Source organism: Micromonospora sp. NPDC093244 (assembly GCF_040683695.1).
GTDB lineage: Bacteria > Actinomycetota > Actinomycetes > Mycobacteriales > Micromonosporaceae > Micromonospora.
The window spans coordinates 1,029,314-1,048,282 of the sequence record NZ_JBFBEO010000001.1; the positions used below are offsets into that span (position 1 = coordinate 1,029,314).

An 18,969-nucleotide genomic window follows, 5' to 3' on the forward strand; every position below is an offset into this window, starting at 1 on the left:
CGTCCACCGTCGAAGGAGATGCGTGTGACCACCCCCGTACGGCTCCGTTCCGCCGTGTCCGTGCTGGTGACGGCGGTCGCCGTCCTGCTTGCTCCGGCTGCTGCCGCGGCGCCGCCCGCCAGTCCCGGCGCGACCGGGCAACCGGGCTGCGACCCGATCGACCCGACGGCCTGCCTGCTGCCGTTCCCGAACGACTACTTCACCGTGCCGGACCGGACCAGCCCCACAGGCAAGCGGGTGCGGTTCGCGGCGTCCGCGATGCCCGCCAACGTTCAGGGTGCGCCGATCGACCCGACGGAATGGAACAGGCAGGACGGGTTCAGCCCCGGTTCGCCGATCCTGGTGCGGGTGCCCGGCCTCGACGCCACGGCCACCCGGATCGCACCTGTCACCGACATCGGTCGCTCGCTGGCGCCGGACGCGCCGATCGTGCTGCTCAACACGCGGACCGGCGAGCGCACCCCCTACTGGGCCGAGCTGGACGCGCACGCCGCCGCCCAGCCGGACCGGCAGTCGCTGATCATCCGGCCGGCGGTGGCGCTTACCGAGGGCACCCGGTACGTCGTGGGCCTGCGCGGCATGCGCGACGGTACGGGGGCGTTGATCCCGGCGCCGAAGGCGTTCACGGCGTACACCTGGGGTGTCGGCCTCGGTCATCGGGATCCCCGCGTCCCGCAGATGAAGCGGATCGTCGCCGATCTGAACCGGAGCGGCGTCAAGCGGCACAGCCTCTACCTGGCCTGGGATTTCACAGTCGCCAGCCGACAGGGCCTGACCGGGCGGATGCTGGCGATGCGGGACAGCGCCTTCGCCGACCTCCGCCGGGCCGCACCCTCGTTCACCGTCACCCAGGTGACCGACTACGCGCCCGAGCAGGACCCGTTGATCGCCCGGCAGGTGACCGGAACCATCGGGGTGCCGTCCTACCTGACCGGCGACGGCGGGCCCGGCTCCCGGCTGCACTACGGCCCGGCCGGCGGCGACGGGACGCCACCGACGCCGAACGCCCTGCCCACGCCGTCCGGTGCGACGACGGCCGCGGACTTCGTCTGCAACATCCCGCGCAGCGCCTCGGCCGCGAGGCCCGCCCACCTCTCGCTCTACGGCCACGGTCTGCTCGGCAGGCCCACCGAGATCAACGCCGGCAACGTCAAGACGATGTCGAACACGCATGACTTCACCTTCTGCGCGACCAGCTGGATCGGCATGGCCGCCGCCGACGTCCCCTACGTGGCGGGCGCCTTCACCGACCTCAGCGCCTTCCCCGCCGTGGCCGACCGGTTGCAGCAGAGCTTCCTGAACTTCCTCTTCCTGGGCCGCGCGATGATCCACCCCGGCGGGTTCGCCGCCCACCCGGCGTTCCGGGACGACAGCGCCCGACCGCTCATCGACGTGGCCGGTGGGCTGCACTACGACGGCAACAGCCAGGGCGGCATCAACGGCGGTGCGCTCACCGCCATCGCCCAGGACTGGACCCGGTCGGTGCTCGGCGTACCGGCGATGAACTACTCCACGTTGCTGCAACGCAGCGTGGACTTCGCGCCGTTCCAGTCGGTCCTGGACGGCTACTACCCGGACCGGGTGGACCAGCAGCTGATCCTCGCGCTGCTCCAGATGCTGTGGGACCGCTCCGAGGCCAACGGGTACGCCCAGCACATGACCGACAAGCCGTTGCCGAACACCCCGGCTCACCAGGTGCTGATGCACGTGGCCTTCGGCGACCACCAGGTCTCGCCAGCGGCGGCCGAGGTACAGGCGCGCACCATCGGCGCCCGCCTGCACACCCCGGCGCTCGCCGACGGCTGGTCAGCGGACGTGCGGCCGTACTGGGGCATCGCGCCGATCCGCAGGTACCCGTACACCGGCTCGGCGATGGTGGTCTGGAACAGCGGCGCGGCGTACGCCCCACCGCCGACAAACCTCGCCCCTGCTGGGCCGGAGTACGGCGACGACCCACACGAGTTCCCGCGTGCCCAGCCCGGTGCGCAGAAGCAGAAGGCGGTCTTCCTGCTCACCGGAAAGGTCATCGACGTCTGCGCGCGTACACCCTGCCCCTGAGGTGTGAGCGTGCCGTGTCCACCCGCCGAGACGCGGCGGTCGCAGGCCCGACGGCATCACCCGCCATGGTCGTCGTTCCCCATGTCCTGACGGGCCGCGATGTGGCGGGCGGCGGTCAGGCTCGCCCACGACGTGATCTCGATGAGCGCCGCGTCGTCCGCGCCTGTCGCCCGTACGCCAGCCACGACGGGATCGGTGATGCGGAACGACGAGACGGCGGTGAGCAGCGCGAGGCGGGTTGCCGGGCGGTCCCGGGCCGGCAGGGCGTCGAGCCGTTCCTGGAGCCACGGCGCCGTTCCCGCGTCGCGACCCGGTTCCCGCAGGGCGGCGCGGACCATGTCGCGTGCCGCGGTCGTGAGCCGCCGCTCGCCAGCCTCGTCGATCGCGTTGGCCGCGCGGGCCAGGGCACTGGCGATGGTGGGACTGCTCTCGGCCCAGCGCAGGTCGTCGGGCAGCTGCGCGGCGGGCAGGAGGTCGTCGGTGTCGAGCCCGGGCAGGGGAGCCGAGGAGGCCAACCGGCGCATCACCCGGGCGGCTCCTCGCCGCACCACATCGCGTGCGATGCCGTGCACCGGCGGCAGCGGCGACTCCTGGAGGAAGACGTTGACCATGCGGTTGATGTACTGGAACGTCAGGACCGTGCCGACCAGCTCCGGCGCCTGGGCGCGGAGGAAGGGAGCCGGGCCGGGAGCTTCGGCGGATGTGACAGCCCAGCCGGCGAGCGTCCGCAACCGGGGGTCGGCCACCTGCTCGAGACGGCCCGCCGCGATGGCCTCCGGGTCTCTCCCGCGTACCAGCCCTCGCAGCGTCGTGCTGTGCACCTCAGCGCAGTACGGGCAGTTGTTGGCAAGTGACACGGCAGCCGCGACGGCCTCCTTGTCCGCGCGGGCGACCACCCCGGGCACCACGAGCACCTCACGCAGGATCGACCAGCTGGCCGCCAGCACCGACGGTGCGGGGGAGTGCAGGGCGAGGGGAGGGGCGAGCATCCCGAACTCCGCCTCGATCCGCCGGTACACGGTGCCCACGAGACCGGTGGCCGAGGCGAACGGCACCGGCCGCACGTACCGGAAGTGCGAACGGCCGGCGCGGCGTGTCGCGCGCGCGAACAGTGTGGTCATCCCGATCCCGTCTCTGCGTCAGGCGGTGGTTGAGGGTCGGTGCCTGTGGAAAGCACCGCCGCCACACCGGCTCGTCCGGCGCAGCGGCGGCGCTCGCTCAGGGCACCGCCGCGACGTCCCCGGCGGCGGTGGTGCGGACCGCGAGTGCCGGTGCCCACCCGCGCCGTGCGGCTCCGGCGTCGAATTCGGTCATGCCGACACCCTCGCATCGGGTGTCGGGGCGTCCACCTCGCGCGTTGCCGGACGGGGGACGGACACGCCCAAGGGGTCCGTGTCGTCTCGATGCACACATGCCGAACCGCGCACGCTGGAGGATCCGCCGCCGTCCGGTCCGATGTGAGAGTGGTGCGGTGACGACGAACGCCCTCGATCGCTGGCCCGATGCCCGGACCGCCGTGCACCAGGCCACCACGCGCTTCATCGCGCTTGTCAAATCGTGCCCGACACCGGCGAGCACCATGGTCACCAAGGATTGGACCGTGTCGGACACGGCAGTGCACGTGCTGTCCATCGCGATGCTCTACGTCTCGCTTGTCGACGCCGACGTCGAGCCGCCGCCGGTACCCGGGCTCGCCGGCGCGCTGGAACAGACGACAGTGGACACCGTGTCGTCGCTCAACGTGCTCGTCATGCGGCACCTGACCGAGCGGGACGCCGACGTGCTGTGCCGGGACCTGTCGGACACCGTCGAGCGCCTGCTCCGGGCCAGCGCGCACACCGATCCGGGCAGCGTCGTGCGTTGGCTCGGTGGGGCGTCGGTCACCGTCGCGGGCCTGTTCGCTCACCTGACGAACGAACTCCTCGTCCACGGCTGGGACATCGCCCAAGCGACGGGCCGACCGTGGCCGATGCCGGAGGCCGAGGCAGCGCTGTTCTTCGACCTGTTCTTTCTCGACATGGTGCGGCACGACCACGGTGTCCTCATCGACACCGGCGCGCGCCAGCCCGCGCGCCCGGTCGCGGTGGCGTACCGGTCGGCGTACACGGCGCAGACCACCACAGTCCTGAAGGACGGCCGGTTGACCATCGCTCCGCCCGACGCCCCGCTCGACGCGCGCATCACCTACCGTCCGGCGCGGTTCAACCTCATGCTGTTCGGGCGCATCAGCATGCTCTCGGCGGTGCTGCGCCGCGACGTGGTCATCGGTGGGCCCCGGCCGTGGCTGCTGCCCGGCTACCTCCGGGTCGTCCACATGCCGAACTCCTAGCCGGCCGGCGGTGGTTGTCCACCCCCGCCGGCCGACGTCTCCTGGTCAGTTGTTGTACGGCATCGTGGGGAACCATCCGTGCCCGAACATGGCGGGCAGCCGGACGTCCCAGTAGACGACTGTGAAGACGCCAAGGGCGATCAGCAGCGCGCCGGTCACCGCGACGGTGCGGGCCGGGTCGCTGGACAGCCAGGCGATGGCGCGTCCCCGGCTGAGCAGCACGATCAGGCTGAACAGGGCCGCCACGATGACGATGTTGCCCAGCGACTGGAGGATGAAGGCCCCGGCGCCGTACAGCGGGTTGCCACTGTCGACGGCCCAGTGGAACAACTTGTTGAACAACGGATACGGTCGCCCGATGAGGAAGGCGCCGACGAGCGCGCCGAGGGTCACCACGCGGGCTACCGGGCGTCGGGCGAAGGGGTCGGGGAGGATGCCGAGCGCGGCGAGCCCCAGGTAGACGAAGGCCAGACCCACCAGGCCGAACACCACAATCGACTGCCAGAGGCGTACGGGTATGCCGCCGGCCGTCTCGGTCGACAGTTGCGGCAGCCGATCGCCGATGAGCACTCCGACGAAACCGTAGACACCGGAGACCGTCACCATGCCGAGAGTCAGCCAGCCCACCGGCTTGAGCATGCTGCGCAGGCCGCTGCGGGTGGGGGAGTCGGCGCTGGCCTGGCTCATCGGGCCGATGGACGCCGCCATCGCGATGTTGCAGGCGGTGAACGTGCCGGCCAGACCGGAGACGAACGCGAACGCGAGGCCGGCAAGTGTGCCGCCGATGGCGGTGGCCTTGGCGTCGTGGCCGAGCAGGGTGTTGGCGACGTTGTCGCCGATGACGTGGTCGACGAACTCGAACGACCAGAGGATGGCCAGGAGCACGCCGGCCACGACGCTGCCGAGGATGATCCGGCCCCGGCGCTGGGGCCCGCTGCTCGGCGGCACGGTGATTGCCTGGCGGTGATCATGCAGAGTCATGGACGCCATTGTCTGGCCGAATCGGGTCGGTGGACTGTTCCAGATTGCTCCTGCTCCGGGCGGGCCGGCAATCCGGGATAAAAGCGTACGACCGCGCGTGCGTAATCACCCGTTCTGCCACGGTGCTGGGCAGTCCGTCGAATCTTGCGTGCAGCGCGCCGACGGGCACGCAAGAAATGCTTGCACAAGCTGCCTGGTGACCGGTATTGCAACTCGCGCCGACCAATACGACGGCCGCTCGGTACGCACCGGAGCAATTTACGAGATGGGTCGCCGCCGGTACGATCCCATCGTTGAGTCGGCGCCGTCGGGTGCCTTCAAAATGGTGCGGAGGGGCATGTGGCCACGCTAGCGAGAGACAACCAGCGTTCTGTCAGTTGGATGAACGGGGCGGGTCATCGACTCACTCTCGGGGTGTTCATGTTCATTGTGTTGGCCCACTGGGCCGAGCACCTCGTGCAGGCTGCGCAGATCTGGGCTTTCAACCAGCCGCGACCGCAGGCGCGGGGCGTTCTCGGCCAGTTCTATCCGTGGCTCGTCTCGTCCGAGCTGCTGCACTACGGCTACGCGATCGTGATGCTGATCGGTCTGTTCGCCCTGCGCGACGGATTCGTCGGGCGGGCCCGGACGTGGTGGACGGTGGCGCTGGCCATCCAGTTCTGGCACCACATCGAGCACCTGCTGCTGCTGATCCAGGCGCAGACGCACAACTACCTGTTCGGCGCCGCGGTGCCGACCAGCATCCTTCAGTACTTCTACCCCCGGGTCGAGCTGCACCTGTTCTACAACACCGTCGTCTTCGTCCCGATGGTGGTGGCCATGTACTTCCACCTGCGCCCCAAGCCCGCCGAGCGGGAGCTCGCCACCTGCACGTGCGCCCGCGAGCTGGTCCGGGTCTGACGGCGATGAACGGAACCACCCGGTGGGGGCGGCTCGCGGCGGCGGCCGGCGCGGTCGTCGTCGTCGCGATCGGCGTGCTGATGTACGCCGGGAGCCGGGGCGCCGACCTCGGGCCGGTCTACCCGGCCGACGGCGCGGCCCTGCGCGAGCCGCCCCGCCAGGTGTCGCTCACCTTCGACGAGGCGGTGCGGCCCGCGCAGATCCACATCGGGGTCTCCGACGACGGCGGCCACCTGGTGCCGTCCGGCGCGCCTGTGGTGTCCGGTGCGAAGATCGACAAGTCGGTGACCATCCAGGCCGATGGTGACTACGTGCTCGCCTATCACGTCGTCCTGGCCGACGGCCGTACCTTCACCGGCACCAACCGTTTCCGGGTGTCCTCGTCGATCGCCTCCCCGGAGGCGCCCGCCGACGCCGCGCAACCGGCCGCCGGCGGCCACGACCACTTCGGCAGCGATCCGCTGAGCGTCGTGCTCACCGTCGTCGCCGCGGGATCCGTCATCGCGCTGCTGGTCATGCTCATCCACCGGCCCCAGCCCCGCCGACCCTAGGCCGTGTGCCGGGTCCCCCAGCTGGCCCACGGCATCTCCCGATGGCGACCGGCCGCATTGTGAGGAATGGTCCGGGTGCGGTATCGCATCCGGACCGTTTCCGCCTTCGCGGATTTCGGCCCGGATCCGACCGTTAGACCTGGCCGGCGCTCGGCAACACCAAAGAAGACACTTCACCGACGTCTTGCCAGGCTCAGGGAGATGGCGAGGCGTACAACGCTTTCCAATGTCGGCCTAGTGGCACAGGAGTAGCCCACCGATGAACGCTCTTCGAGTGATTCGCCGCAAGGTAATGACACCCAACCGATCCGCCACCAGGATGGATGTCCGCGGATTCCACGTCAAGAGCCCCGAGGCGCGCACGCTGCTGGAGACAGTCGGTGGCACATTTCTTGACGGCTTCGGAATTGCCGCCCAGGCTCGGACACCGGCTGACGCCGAAGCGCCGCTGGCGGCCATACCCCCTCGGTTCCGTGGTTTCGCCAACGAGGGCGCCGCCATGGCTTTCGCTATCCGCGACGGCATGCGCCCCGGTGGGCGCAATGTCGAACGCTATCTGGCCGGCTCCGGCGCCGACCACATCTACATGGCGTACGTCGGCGTCGGGTGGGCCATGGCGCGACTGCCCCGGATCTGCTGGTCGAGGCTGCACGCGCCCGATCCGCTGCTGCGCTGGCTGGTGCTCGACGGCTACGGGTTCCACCAGGCCTACTTCCGCACCGAGCGGTACGTCTACGACAGGTACGAGGACAGCTCGATCCCGTGGCGTGACGGGACCGCGCAGGACTACGCCGCACGGGCCATCGACCAGGGCATCGGTCGGGCGCTCTGGTTCATCGGCGGCACCGACGTCGACGTCGTGGTCGGCCTGGTCGAACGCTACCCCCGCCAGCGGTGGGCCGACCTCTACAGCGGCATCGGGCTCGCCGCCACCTATGCCGGTGGCGCCACGGAGGCCGAACTGACCGCCCTGTGGGAGCAGGCCAAGGACTATCGACCCCAGCTGGCGCAGGGCGCCGCCTTCGCGGCAGGTGCCCGTGCCAGAGCCAACCTGGTCTGCCCGCACAACGAGACGGCCACCCGGATCCTCTGTGGCCAGCCGGTGGCGCTGGCGCAGAAGGTCACCGATGAGGCGATGGTGGACCTTCCGGGCGACGACCAGGTACCGGCGTTCGAAGTCTGGCGCCAACGGATTTCGGATGCCTTTGCTCGTTCCGGACACTACGAACAAACCGCCACGGAGCAAAAATGACCCGGATCGCTATTGTCGGTATGGCCTGCCGTTACCCCGATGCCAACAGCCCACGCGAGTTGTGGGAGAACGCCGTCGCCGGGCGACGCGCGTTCCGCCAACTGCCGTCGGAGCGGATGAACCTCGACGACTACTGGTCGGCCGACCCGGACGCACCCGACCGGTTCTACGCCCGGATGGCCGCCGTCATCGAGGGTTACGAGTTCGACCGGCTGGCCTTCAAGGTCGCCGGCAGCACGTACCGGTCGACCGACCTGACCCACTGGCTCGCCCTGGACGTCGCGTCACAGGCGTTGGCCGACGCCGGTTTCCCAGGCGGCGAGGGGCTGCCCCGCCAGCGTACGGCCGTCGTCGTCGGCAACAGCCTGACCGGTGAGTTCTCCCGCGCCGGTCAGATGCGGCTGCGCTGGCCGTTCGTCAGGCGTACGGTCGCCGCCGCGCTGCGCCGCGAGGGCTGGGACGACGATCGGCTCGGCGCGTTCATCGCGAAGCTGGAGGGCGTCTACAAGGCACCCTTCCCCGAGGTGGACGAGGACACCCTCGCCGGCGGTCTGTCGAACACGATCGCCGGCCGCATCTGCAACTACTTCGACCTCAACGGCGGTGGCTTCACCGTCGACGGCGCCTGCTCGTCGTCGCTGCTGGCGGTGGCCACCGCCTGCAACAACCTGGTCGACGGTGTGGTCGACGTGGCGGTGGCCGGCGGGGTCGACCTGTCGATCGACCCGTTCGAGATGATTGGTTTCGCGAAGACCGGGGCGTTGGCCCGCGGCGAGATGAAGGTCTACGACCGGGGAGCGAACGGGTTCTGGCCCGGCGAGGGCTGCGGCATGATCGTCCTGATGCGCGAGGAGGACGCCCTGCGCAGCAACCAGCGGGTGATCGCCACAGTGGCCGGCTGGGGCATGTCCTCCGACGGCAAGGGTGGCATGACCCGGCCGGAGTTCAGCGGCTATCAACTGGCGATGCAGCGGGCGTACGAGCGCGCCGGGTTTGGTGTCGAGACGGTAAGCATGTTCGAGGGTCACGGCACCGGCACCTCCGTCGGCGACGCGACCGAGCTGCGCGCGTTGTCCGAGGCGCGGCGGGCGGCCGGCGCCACCGGGACGCCGGCCGTGGTCGGCTCGATCAAGGCGATGATCGGCCACACCAAGGCCGCCGCCGGTGTGGCAGGCCTGATCCGAGCCGCGATGGCCGTGCACCACCAGGTCCTGCCGCCGGCGTTGGGCTGTAGCGATCCCCACGACCTGCTGACCGCACCGGACGCGACGCTCCGGGTGTTGCGTCAGGCCGAGCCGTGGCCGGCCACCGGCCCGGTCCGCGCCGGCGTGACCGCCATGGGCTTCGGTGGCATCAACACCCACGTCGTGCTGGAGAACACCAAGCGGCGCAACGGATTCGATGTGCGGACCCGCGCCATGGCCACCGCCATCCAGGACCACGAGCTGCTGCTGATCGACGCGGCGTCGGCCACCGAACTGTCGGACCGGCTGCGGGAGCTCGTCGACTTCGTACCGGTGATCTCGTACGCCCAGCTCGGCGACCTGGCCGCGACCCTGCACCAGCGGCTGCGTGACCTGCCGTTCCGCGCGGCCGTGGTGGCCAACTCGCCCGCGGACGCCACCAACCGGCTGCGGAGCCTGCTGGAGAAGGTCGAGGCCGGCGAGACGACAAGCTTCAGCGCGGACGGACGGACCCTGCTCGGGTACTTCGCCCGGCGGGGTCAGGTCGGCTTCCTGTTCCCCGGCCAGGGTTCCGGGCAGGGGACCAGCGGCGGCGCGATGCGACGCCGTTTCACCGAGGCGGACGCGGTGTACGCCAAGGCCGCCCTGCCGACCGACCGCGACACCGTGGCCACCGAGGTGGCGCAACCCCGGATCGTCACCGGGTCGATCGCCGGCCTGCGGGTCCTGGCCTCGCTCGGGCTGCACGCCTCGGTGGCCCTCGGTCACAGCCTCGGTGAGCTCACGGCCCTGCACTGGGCCGGGGCCCTGGACGAGAACGCGCTGCTGCGACTCGCCGCCGAGCGCGGCCAGGCCATGAGCGAGCACGGCGTGACCGGCACGATGGCCAGGATCAGCGCCCCGGCGGTCGAGGTCGAGCAGATCATCGACGGCACGGACGTCGTCATCGCCGCCTACAACAGCCCGCAGCAGACGGTCATCGCCGGGCGCGTCCAGGCCGTCGAGGCGGCCTGTGTCCGGGCCCGCGAAGCCGGCTACGTCGCCGGGCGGCTGCCGGTGTCGCACGCGTTCCACTCGCCGCTGGTCGCGAAGGCGGCCGGGGTGTTCGCCGCGGCGCTCGACGGTCAGACCTGGGCGCCGCTGACCGGCCGGGTGATGTCCTCGGTGACCGGTGAGTTGCTGCCGGCCGACGCGGACCTCACCGGGCTGCTGCGCAACCAGATCACCGACCCGGTGCTGTTCCAGCAGGCTCTCGCACGGGTGGGCAAGGAGGTCGACCTGTTGATCGAGGTCGGTCCCGGCCGGGTGCTCACCGGGCTCGCCACGGCCGCCGACCTGCGCGCGGTGGCCCTGGACAGCGACGACGAGTCGCTGACCGGCGTGCTGCGGGTGGTCGGCGCGGCGTTCGTGGTCGGCGCCGCCGAGGTCGACTCGAGCCTGTTCCACGGCCGGCTGCTCAAGCCGTTGGAGATCGGGGCCAGGCAGTCGTTCTTCGCCAGTCCCTGCGAGGCGGTCCCGGCACTCGACATCGACGTACCGGTCCAGCCGGCCGTCGCGGTGCCGTCGGTCCAGGCCCCGACGGACTCACCGGCGGGCGGCGCGGGCGCGGTGGTTGTCGACGATGCCGCGACCTCCAGTCTGGAGCTGCTGCGGCGGCTCGCCGCCGAACGGGCCGAGCTGCCACTGGACCTGGTGCGTCCGGAGAGCCGGTTGCTCGACGACCTGCACCTGAGCTCCATCACCGTGGGTCAGATCGTCAACCAGGTCGCGACCCAGCTCAAGATCCCGGTCGGGCAGACACCGCCCAACTTCGCCACCTCGACGGTACGGGAGCTGGCGGACGCCTACGAGGCGATGGCCCGCGACACCGAACCCGCCCAGGCGGCCGCTCCGGTGGCGCCCGCCGGAGCGGCCCCTTGGGTCCGCCCCTGGTCGGTGGACCTGGACGTCACACCGATTCCGCCCCGGACGGCAAGGGACACCGACGGCGAGTGGCAGGTCTTCGCGCCGGCCGGTCACCCGTACGCGCAGGACCTGAGCGCCGCCCTGGCGCGGGCCGGGGTCGGCGCGGGCGTGCTGGTCTGCCTGCCACCGGACTGCGCCGAGCAGGACATCGAACTCGCCCTGCGCGGAGCCAAGGTGGTCCTCGCCGGCCCGCCGAACCGCCGTTTCGTCCTGGTCCAGCAGGGCCGGGGCGCGGCCGGGTTCGCCAAGACGCTGCACCTGGAGTCGCCGCAGACCCGGGTGACGGTGGTCCACCTGGCCGACGCGGATCAGGCGGTCGGACGGGTCACGGCGGAGACGGCCGTGACGGAGTCCTTCACCGAGGTGTTCTACGACGCGGACGGCACCCGCCGCACCCCGACCCTCCGGGTGCTGCCCTTCGAACCGGCCCGGACCGTCCAGGCCCTCGCGGCGCAGGACGTGCTGCTGGTCACCGGAGGCGGCAAGGGCATCACCGCCGAGTGCGCCCTGGCCATGGCCCAGGACAGCGGGGCCAGCCTCGCGCTGCTGGGCCGATCCGACCCGGCGGAGGACGCGGAGCTGTCGGCGAACCTTCAGCGAATGGCACAGGCAGGTGTCACAGTCCAGTACGCCCGGGCCGACGTCACCGATCCCGAGTCGGCCAGGCGTGCGGTCGAGACGCTTACCGCGACGCTCGGCCCGATCACCGCGGTGCTGCACGGCGCCGGCCGCAACGAGCCGGCCTCGCTGCTCACCCTGCAGGCGGACACCATCGGCCGTACGCTCGCGCCGAAGGTGGGCGGCCTGCGCGCGGTGCTGGCCGCGGTCGACCCGGGACAGGTACGACTGCTCGTCACGCTGGGCAGCATCATCGGCCGCGCCGGACTGCCCGGCGAGGCCCACTACGCCACGGCGAACGAATGGCTGGACGACGCCACCGCCGAGTTCGGCAGGCAGAACCCGCACTGCCGCACGCTCTGCCTCGAGTGGTCGGTGTGGTCGGGCGTCGGCATGGGCGAACGGCTGGACGTGGTCGAGAAACTCGACCGCGACGGAGTGAGCGCCATCCCACCGGAGCAGGGGATCGCCGTGCTCCGTCGGCTGCTGGCCGACCCGGACAGCCCGAACACCGTGGTAATCAGCGGCCGGACCCACGGCATCGACACGATGCGCTACGACGAGCCGGAACTGCCGCTGCTGCGATTCGTCGAACGCCCGGTGGTGCGCTACCACGGGGTCGAGCTGATCTGCGAGGTGGAGCTGAGCGACGGAACCGACCTGTACCTGGCCGATCACCTGCTCGACGGCAACCAGCTCTTCCCGGCGGTCTTCGGCATGGAGGCCATGGCACAGGTCGCGACGGCGGTCACCGGTGCGGTCAACGCGCCGGTCATCGAGAACGCGGAGTTCCTCCGACCGATCGTCGTGCCGCCGCACGGCAGCACCCGGATCCGGATCGCGGCCGTCGTCACCGGCCCGGACACCGTGGAGGTCGCGCTGCGCAGCGAGGAGACCGGGTTCAACGCCGACCACTTCCGGGCCCGGCTGTGCTTCACGCCGACACCTCCGGCGGCGGGAGCACCCGAACCTGTCGAACCCGGCCTGCCCGAGGTGCCGCTCGACCCGGCGACCGACCTCTACGGTCCGGTCCTGTTCCAGGGGCGCCGGTTCCAGCGCCTGCGCACGTACCACCTGGCCGCCGCGCGCGACGTGGACGCCACGGTGGCGGCGGACGCCGCGACCGACTGGTTCGCCGCCTACCTGCCGTCCACCCTGCTGCTCGGCGATCCGGGTGTGCGGGACGCGATGATGCACGGCAACCAGGTCTGCGTACCCGACGCGACGTTGCTGCCCCAGGGCATCGAGCGGATCGTGCCGGCCGGCCCGGCCATGTTCGACGCCGACTCCCTGCGGTTCCGCGCCACCGAACGCTCACGCGACGGCGACACCTACGTGTACGACATCGCGCTGCGCGACGCGGCCGGCACCGTCGTCGAACGGTGGGAGGGCCTGCGGCTGCGGGCCGTACGCAGGCAGGACGGCTCGGGCCCGTGGCACCCGGTCCTGCTCGGCTGCTACCTGGAACGGGCGATGCGGGACGTGCTGGGTTCCCCGGTCTCGGTCGCGGTCGAACCCGCGCCGGCGGGGCCGGCCCAGTCGACGACCACGATCGCGGTCGGTCGGGCACTGGGTACGCCGACGAAGGTCCGCTACACCAGGGACGGCCAGCCCCGGGTCACCGGGGAGCGGAACGTGTCGGCCAGTTCGGCCGCCGGTCTCGCCCTGTGCGTCGCGGCCGCGGACCAGACCGGCTGCGCGGTCACCCCTGTGACGCGCCAGACCCCGGCGGAGTGGGCCGACCGGCTCGGTTCCCGGATCGAGCTGGCACGTCAGGTCGCCGAGGCCGCCGGGGAACCGCTCGACGCCGCGGCGACGCGGATCCAGGCCGCCCTGGACTGCCTGCCCGCCGCCGACGAGTGGCACCTGGTTTCGACCGAACCGGTCGGATGGGTCGTGCTCGGATGCGGTGACCGCCAGGTCGCCACCTTTGTCACCCGGGTGTCCGGCGCACCGGAAACGGTCGCCGTGGCCATTCTCAGCGGAGGGCGTGAATAGGCAGTGACGAAATACTACGAGTATCGCCACACCGTGGGGTTCGAGGAAACCAACATGGTCGGCAACGTCTACTACGTCAACTATCTGCGGTGGCAGGGCCGGTGTCGGGAGATGTTCCTCAAGGACCGGGCGCCGGAGGTCCTCGAAGATCTCCAGCAGGACCTGAAGTTGTTCACCCTCAAGGTGGACTGCGAGTTCTTCGCCGAACTGGCGGCCTTCGACGAACTGTCCATCCGGATGCGCCTGACCGAGTTGGCGCAGACCCAGGTGCAGTTCGGCTTCGACTACGTGCGGGTGGACGGGAGCGGGGAGACGCTCGTCGCGCGCGGCAGTCAACGGGTCGCCTGCATGCGGGGCCCCAACACCCGCACGACTCCGGCCCGCGTGCCGGAGGCGCTGGCCAAGGCCCTGCAGCCCTATGCCTAGACGGCCCCCGGAGGCGAATGTGGAAAGGCTCCAGCCAACCCAGGACGTGGTCCACGAGAAGGCGTCACTGCGCCGGGTGTTCGGCGCCTTCGCCACAGGCGTCACGGTGGTGACGGTGGGTGGAGAGATCGCGCACGGCATGACCGCCAACTCCTTCACGGCGGTCTCGCTCGACCCGCCGCTGATCCTCGTCTGCGTCGGGCGCGACGCCCTCATGCACGACGTCCTGGAGCAGCGGCCGGCCTTCGCGGTGTCGATCCTGGCCGCCGACCAGAGCGCGCTGGCCAGGTACTTCGCCGACAAGCGGCGGCCGGTCGGCCGGGATCAGTTCAACGCGGTGCCGTGGTCTCCGGGGGCGTACAGCGGCGCGCCGCTCATCGACGGGTCGCTCGCCCATCTCGAATGCGAGCTGGAGCAGCACCACGAGGCGGGCGACCACACGATCTACGTCGGTCGGGTGCTGTCCCTGTGGCGCCGACCCGGCGACGACGCACTGCTGTTCCTCAACGGCCAGTTCCTGCGTACCGACGAGTCGCCGGAGACGGTGCCCGCCCAGCCGGGGCCCACCGGCGCCGCGTAGGACCGACCGGCACGACCGGGCGGCCACGGCCGTCGACCTGTTCACAGAACTCCGTCCCATTGAAAACCGCGGACCCGGCTCGGCCATTTCGGTGGCCCGCCGGGTCCTCGGCGTGTTCACCACCGGACCATTGCGCATTTCGCGAGAAGACGCCCCGCAGCGCAGAACCCACGATTTCCTCGGCAGGAACCGCTGCCGCCGTCCGGCGTCGGCTGACGCCTTTTCCGTCGAGATGAGAGGATCCAATGCGATCGAGCCCAGTCGCGGTGGTCCGCAGACTCGCCCCAGCACTATTCGTCCTCGTCCTGTGCACCACGCTGTTCGTGGTGGCTCAGCGGCCCTCAATTTCCGCAGCCGACGAGGCCGCACTGGCCTCGCAGTTCCGGTTCACGGAAATGCCGATCGCGCTGCCGGAGAACCTCCCCCAGAAGTCGGTGCGGGTGGTCAACCCGAGGTACAAGCACATCCGGTCGTGGATCTCGTCGGTCGGCGCCGCCATCTCCATCAACGACCTGGACGGTCGCGGTGTGGCAAACGACCTCTGCCTCGTCGACACGCGAACCGACGCGGCGATCGTCACCCCGGCCCCGGCCGGCGGCGAGAACTACCAGCCCTTCGTGCTGAACCCGGCCCCCCTGCCGATGAACGACGTCATCGCGCCGATGGGCTGCGTCCCGGGCGACTACAACGGTGACGGCTGGAACGACCTGTTGGTCTACTACTGGGGGCGCACCCCCGTGGTGTTCCTGCACCGGGGCCAGCAGGGCCCGCTGACCCTGGCCAGCTACCAGCCCACCGAACTGATCGCGCCGTCCACCGGCCCCGGCGGCACCTACCAGGGCAAGCAGTGGAACACCAACGCCGTGGCGGTCGCCGACTTCGACGGCGACGGGCACCCCGACCTCGGAGTGTTCAACTACTTCCCGGAAAGCGGAGTGCTGGACCCCCACGGGCAGCCAAACGTCCAGATGAACCACTCCATGTCCCGGGCCACAAACGCCGGTGGCGCGCACATCCTGCGCTGGACCGGGGCGACCGCGACGTCGGTGTCCTTCGAGGAGGAGCCGGCCATCAACCCCCGCTTCGCCACCGGCTGGACGCTTGGCGCCAGCTCCGCCGATCTCGACGGCGACCTGCTGCCCGAGCTCTACCTGGCCAACGACTTCGGTCAGGACCGGATGTTCCACAACCGGTCCACCAAGGGCGACATCAGGTTCGAGTTGGTGGAGGGCGAGCGGGACGCGCTCACGCCCAAGTCCCTGGTCGTCGGGCACGACTCGTTCAAGGGCATGTCCATCGAGTTCGGTGACCTGAACGGCAACGGCCAGTTCGACGCGTTCGTCAGCAACATCACCACTCCGTGGGGTCTGGAGGAGAGCAACCTCACCTGGATCAACACCGAGAGCAGCGAGGCCGGCGCCAAGGCCAAGCTGGAGAAGGGCATCGCGCCGTTCCGCAACGAGGCCGCCGACCTCGACATGGCCTGGACCGGCTGGGGCTGGGACTCCAAGATGGCCGACTTCGACAACAGCGGCCACCTGGCCGTCGTACAGGCCTGTGGGTTCGTCAAGGGCACCATCAACCGGTTCAACTGGCTACAGGAACTGGCCATGAGCAACGACCTGTTGCTGGAGAACCCGGACATGTGGCCCAAGGCCGAGCCGGGCGACGACATCGCCGGGCACGAGCCCATGGCGTTCTGGGTGCGCGACGGCGACCGGTTCGTCAACATCAGTGCCAAGCTCGGCCTGGACGTGCCGATCCCGACCCGGGGTGTGGCGGTCGCCGACACCGACGGCGACGGCGGGCAGGAGTTCGCCATCGCCCGCCAGTGGGGTGCGCCGGCCTTCTACCGCAACGACAGCGCGGACCGTGGTGACTTCGTGGGCCTGCGCCTGCACCGACCGGCCACGGCCGGCGCCGCGGCCGGACCGGTCGGCACCCCGGCGTACGGCGCCAAGGTCGTGGTGACCACGGCCGACGGCCGCCGGCAGGTCGCCCAGCTCGACGGCGGCGGCGGCCACTCCGGCAAGCGGAGCTTCGACGTGTTCTTCGGTCTCGGCGACCAGGGCTCGCAACCGGTGTCGGCCGAGATCAGCTGGCGGGACCTTCAGGGGAACGCCCGGGTGCAGAAGGTCGACCTGGCCGCCGGCTGGCACGACCTGATGCTGACCGACCAGGTCAAGGAGGTAGCAGCGAAATGACGGCGACGGACAGCGTCTCGACAGGTGACGGGCGCGGCAAGAAGCACCTATCCAGCACCATCACCCTCCCGTCGCCGGCCAGGGACGTGCCGGTGCCGCCGGCGCTGCGGCGCGCGGAGGACAGGCGAGCCGGCCGGCCACCACGGGTGGACAGCCGGGACCCGCGCTACCTGGCGCTTCGGAACTTCGCCATCTCGATGAGCATCTTCAACATCCTGGGCTACACGGTTCTCGGGTTCGAGCAGCCGTGGGCCTGGCCGTTCTTCGCCCTGGCCATCGGTCTGGGCCTGGAGATCGTGATCGCGCTCATCGCCGCCTGGGCCACGCGGAGCACACCCGCCTTCGCCGGACACGGCGCATGGGGGTTGTTCACCTTCCTCCTACCGGCGTACATCACCACACTCGCGGTCAACATGCTGCTGTACGCGAACGACAGGTTCTGGCCGATCGCCCTCGCCGTGGTGATCGGTGTCGGTCAGAAGGCCGTCCTCGTCGCACCCATCAAGGGGCGGATGCGGCACTTCATGAACCCGTCGAACTTCGGCATCACCATGAGCCTCGTCCTGTTCTCCTGGGTCAACATCGCCCCGCCGTACCACTTCACCGAGCATGTTCCGGACGTGTTCCGGATCGTGATCCCGATCGTCCTGCTGACCGCCGGTACGGTGCTGAACGCCGTACTGACCAAGAAGGTCCCGCTGATCCTGGGCTGGGTCGGCACGTTCGTCATCCAGGCCCTGGTGCGGCACTGGGTCTGGGACGTCAACCTGTGGGCGGCGCTGGTGCCGATGACAGGTGTGGCGTTCCTGCTCTACACCAACTACATGGTGACCGACCCCGGTACCACCCCGAGCAAGCCGCTTCACCAGTTCATGTTCGGCATGAGCGTGGGCGTCGTGTACGGCGTGCTGATGCAGTTCAACATCGTGTACACCCTGTTCTTCGCGACCACATTGGTCTGCCTCGGCCGGGGCGCCATGTGGTGGCTGAAGTGGCTGCGGGAGCGCCGCCGGCCGGCGGTCGCCGCGCCGGCACCCGCGAGCTGACGTGACGACCGGTGTCTCGGGCGGTGACACCGGCGCGGCGGTCCGCCCCACGGACTGCTGTGTGTGGCGCATCGACCCGACGGACGCGCCCGACTGGTGCGAGGAGTTGCTCAGCGAACCGGAACGGGCCCGCGCCGAGTCGTTCCACAACGTCGTGGCGCGACGACGGTTCACCTCGGCCACCGCGCTCGTCAAGGTCGCGGTGGCCGGGTGGGCCGGTTGTGATCCCTTCGATGTCCGGCTCCGGCGGGAGTGCCCGGACTGCGGACGGCTGCACGGCCGCCCCGAGGTCGTGGGAGGCACACCCAACGTCTCCCTCTCGCACTCGGGCGACCGGGTCGCGGTCGCGCTGTACGCACACGGACCGGTCGGGGTGGACGTGGAGCAGGTGGACCCCGACGTGGACATGGACAACATGCTGGGATTCGTGTTCGGCGAGGCCGAGCGCCGGGACTTCAGCGCCATCGAGGACCCCTCGGCCCGACTCCAGGCCTTCTACCACTGCTGGACCCGCAAGGAGTCGGTGCTCAAGGCGACGGGCGACGGTCTACGGCTCCCGATGTCGAACGTGACAGTGGGGGCGTCGCACGGACAGGTGCGGCTGACCGGCTTCACCGACCGGCCGGAGCTGGTCGAGACGGCACAGATCGTGGACCTGCGGCCCGAACCGGGATACGTGGGGGCGGTGACTGTGCTGTCGACCCGGCCCGTACGGGTCTGGGAGTTGGACGGGGCGGACGCGTTCGCCACCGCTGCCGAACTCGTCCGCGACCGTTCACGGATCGCCGTGCGATAGGGCGGTCCTTCCGTTCGAGACGGGACACGAGTGCCGGGCGCCCAGGCGTCCGGCACTCGTGTTCGTGCGGACGGCACGGTG

13 protein-coding genes are annotated in these 18,969 nt (G+C 70.5%); 11 read left to right on the top strand and 2 right to left on the bottom strand.

Going from position 1 to position 18,969, the window contains the following annotated elements; translation table 11 throughout:
- Positions 1-18: 18 nt before the first annotated feature.
- Positions 19-2,058, top strand: coding sequence for a hypothetical protein (locus tag AB0N27_RS04615; RefSeq protein ID WP_364363063.1), 2,040 nt, complete (start codon positions 19-21; stop codon positions 2,056-2,058).
- Between the two features lie 56 nt (positions 2,059-2,114).
- On the opposite strand, the gene AB0N27_RS04620 is transcribed toward AB0N27_RS04615, so the two are convergent.
- Positions 2,115-3,179, bottom strand: a complete 1,065-nt coding sequence (locus AB0N27_RS04620; RefSeq protein ID WP_364363065.1) for a carboxymuconolactone decarboxylase family protein — start codon at positions 3,177-3,179, stop codon at positions 2,115-2,117.
- A gap of 350 nt (positions 3,180-3,529) precedes the next feature.
- On the opposite strand from AB0N27_RS04620, the gene AB0N27_RS04625 reads away from it, so the two are divergent.
- Positions 3,530-4,387: a maleylpyruvate isomerase N-terminal domain-containing protein gene (locus tag AB0N27_RS04625; RefSeq protein WP_364363067.1), complete on the top strand. Its 858-nt coding sequence runs from the start codon at positions 3,530-3,532 to the stop codon at positions 4,385-4,387.
- Positions 4,388-4,432: 45 nt separating this feature from the next.
- Here the strand turns inward: AB0N27_RS04625 and AB0N27_RS04630 are convergent, their stop codons facing one another.
- Entirely contained in the window at positions 4,433-5,368 is a 936-nt protein-coding gene (locus AB0N27_RS04630; protein WP_364363069.1) for a hypothetical protein, read from the bottom strand.
- 420 nt (positions 5,369-5,788) lie between these two features.
- Between AB0N27_RS04630 and AB0N27_RS04635 the strand changes: the two genes are divergently transcribed.
- The 9 genes from AB0N27_RS04635 to AB0N27_RS04675 all read left to right on the top strand — a co-directional run bounded on the left by AB0N27_RS04635 (position 5,789) and on the right by AB0N27_RS04675 (position 18,888).
- Positions 5,789-6,268 (top strand): hypothetical protein, encoded by a 480-nt coding sequence (locus AB0N27_RS04635; protein ID WP_364363071.1) that lies wholly within the window; start codon positions 5,789-5,791, stop codon positions 6,266-6,268.
- 5 nt (positions 6,269-6,273) lie between these two features.
- Positions 6,274-6,819, top strand: a complete 546-nt coding sequence (locus tag AB0N27_RS04640) for a copper resistance CopC family protein (RefSeq protein ID WP_364363073.1) — start codon at positions 6,274-6,276, stop codon at positions 6,817-6,819.
- 259 nt (positions 6,820-7,078) lie between these two features.
- On the top strand, positions 7,079-8,071 hold the full coding sequence (locus tag AB0N27_RS04645; protein WP_364363076.1) for a DUF1702 family protein: 993 nt from the start codon (positions 7,079-7,081) through the stop codon (positions 8,069-8,071).
- Positions 8,068-13,836 carry a type I polyketide synthase gene (locus tag AB0N27_RS04650; RefSeq protein ID WP_364363079.1) on the top strand — a complete coding sequence of 1,923 codons (5,769 nt, stop codon included), beginning with the start codon at positions 8,068-8,070 and terminating at the stop codon, positions 13,834-13,836. Before AB0N27_RS04645 ends, AB0N27_RS04650 begins: the two co-directional genes overlap by 4 nt.
- A gap of 3 nt (positions 13,837-13,839) precedes the next feature.
- Positions 13,840-14,262 carry an acyl-CoA thioesterase gene (locus AB0N27_RS04655; RefSeq protein ID WP_364363082.1) on the top strand — a complete coding sequence of 141 codons (423 nt, stop codon included), beginning with the start codon at positions 13,840-13,842 and terminating at the stop codon, positions 14,260-14,262.
- 46 nt (positions 14,263-14,308) lie between these two features.
- A complete protein-coding gene (locus AB0N27_RS04660; protein ID WP_364366062.1) occupies positions 14,309-14,842 on the top strand; it encodes a flavin reductase family protein in 534 nt (177 codons plus the stop codon).
- 245 nt (positions 14,843-15,087) lie between these two features.
- Positions 15,088-17,046 (top strand): CRTAC1 family protein, encoded by a 1,959-nt coding sequence (locus AB0N27_RS04665; protein WP_364363085.1) that lies wholly within the window; start codon positions 15,088-15,090, stop codon positions 17,044-17,046.
- Positions 17,043-18,092: an enediyne biosynthesis protein gene (locus AB0N27_RS04670; protein WP_364363088.1), complete on the top strand. Its 1,050-nt coding sequence runs from the start codon at positions 17,043-17,045 to the stop codon at positions 18,090-18,092. Before AB0N27_RS04665 ends, AB0N27_RS04670 begins: the two co-directional genes overlap by 4 nt.
- A 1-nt stretch (position 18,093) precedes the next feature.
- Positions 18,094-18,888: a 4'-phosphopantetheinyl transferase superfamily protein gene (locus tag AB0N27_RS04675; RefSeq protein ID WP_364363090.1), complete on the top strand. Its 795-nt coding sequence runs from the start codon at positions 18,094-18,096 to the stop codon at positions 18,886-18,888.
- The last annotated feature ends 81 nt before the right edge of the window (positions 18,889-18,969 follow it).